This window comes from Microbacterium sp. Bi128 (genome assembly GCF_918698205.1).
Map to the genome: position 1 here is coordinate 1 of NZ_CAKKMM010001332.1, position 1,397 is coordinate 1,397.

Below are 1,397 nucleotides of genomic sequence, written 5' to 3' on the forward strand. Positions count from 1 at the left end.
CCGAAGGACAAGCCGAACGATCCCGCGGCCGAGTTCACGCTGGCGGCCTCGCTGACCCGCTCGTCCGAAATCGGGGACAAGGTGTAGTTGTTGAGTTGGGATACCAGCAGCCCCAGGCCAAAGCCTGAAATGATCAGCGGGATCAGCAGCCACCAGCCGGAGTCAGCTCGCGGCACGATGGGGACCAGCACCACCAAACCCGCGATCAGAAACAGAAAGCCCCAACGTATGAGGCTGGCCGGGCGCCGCCTCCCGGACCTCTTCCCGACGATCATGGCGACAGCGAACATGGTCAGCGAGAGCGGGGCGATGGACAGACCTGACTGCATCGCGTTGTATCCGAGCACCATCTGAAGGTAGATGGGCAGCACGATCATGGTGCCGCCCAGAGCGATCTGCTGGAGCATTTGTCCCGTGGCACCAAAGCGGAAGGCTTTTGCCTGGAACAGGTCCGGATCCAGCAGCGTCGGCTTGTTGCGGCGTTTGCGCTGAAGGAGCCAGTAGACCAGGCCGCCCAGTCCGACGGCACCCACGGCCAGGAGTGCGCCCACTGCCTCGCCGCCTTCCTGCCAGACCAGGATTCCGAGCACGACGCCGCCCATGCCGACGATGGACAGAAGTGATCCGAAGAGATCCAGTTCCCGGGGCCCGGTGTACGGCACGTCTTTGACGAGCTTGATTCCGGACAGGACGACCGCGATGATGAGGGCCTCGAGCAGGAAGGCGACGCGCCAGGACAGGAACGTGGTCAGGAAGCCGCCGAGCAGAGGCCCGACGGCGGCGGCGATCGCGGCCGACGCGCCGACCAGGGCGTAGACCCGGTGCTGGGCATCTCCCTCGAAATTTCCGTGGATGAGGGACTGCATGGCGGGAAGGAGCAGCGAGGCGCCAAGGCCGCCGATCAGGGCCCAGCAGATGATCACCGGGAGGAGGGTCTGGGCCAGGGTCATCGCCACGGCGCCGACGGCGTAGCAGGAAAGCCCAATGACGTAGGCGCGCTTGCGTCCGATCAGGTCGCCGATCTTGCCGCCGATCAGGATAAAGGCCGCGGATACCAGCGCCTCGAGGGCGATTGTCGACTGGAGTCCGCTGACGGTCGCACCTATGTCGTGCACCACCGCGGAGATCGAGACGTTCATGATCGACGTGTCGACAACCAGCACGAACATCGCCATCGCCAGCAGCAGCGCCAGCCTTTGGTTGAACTGCACCGGCGGGGTCCCGGCGTCCTTCGGAGAGTTCATCGCGGCCCGCCTCCCACACTCGATGGCTCGCTCGGGTCCACCACACAACCGGACATGTCGCCTCCTCTGGAGCAGACCGGGCAGTTCACGCATGAGCATGGTCCTGCAGGCACATCCCACCAGCGCCCACCGCAATGCGATGCTGATGCAAAG

1 protein-coding gene is annotated in these 1,397 nt (G+C 64.9%); it reads right to left on the reverse strand.

Going from position 1 to position 1,397, the window contains the following annotated elements:
* The coding region (locus tag LQV45_RS32505) for an MFS transporter (protein ID WP_230011689.1) at positions 1 to 1,244 on the reverse strand (1,244 nt) is incomplete at its 3' end.
* Positions 1,245 to 1,397: the final 153 nt, after the last annotated feature.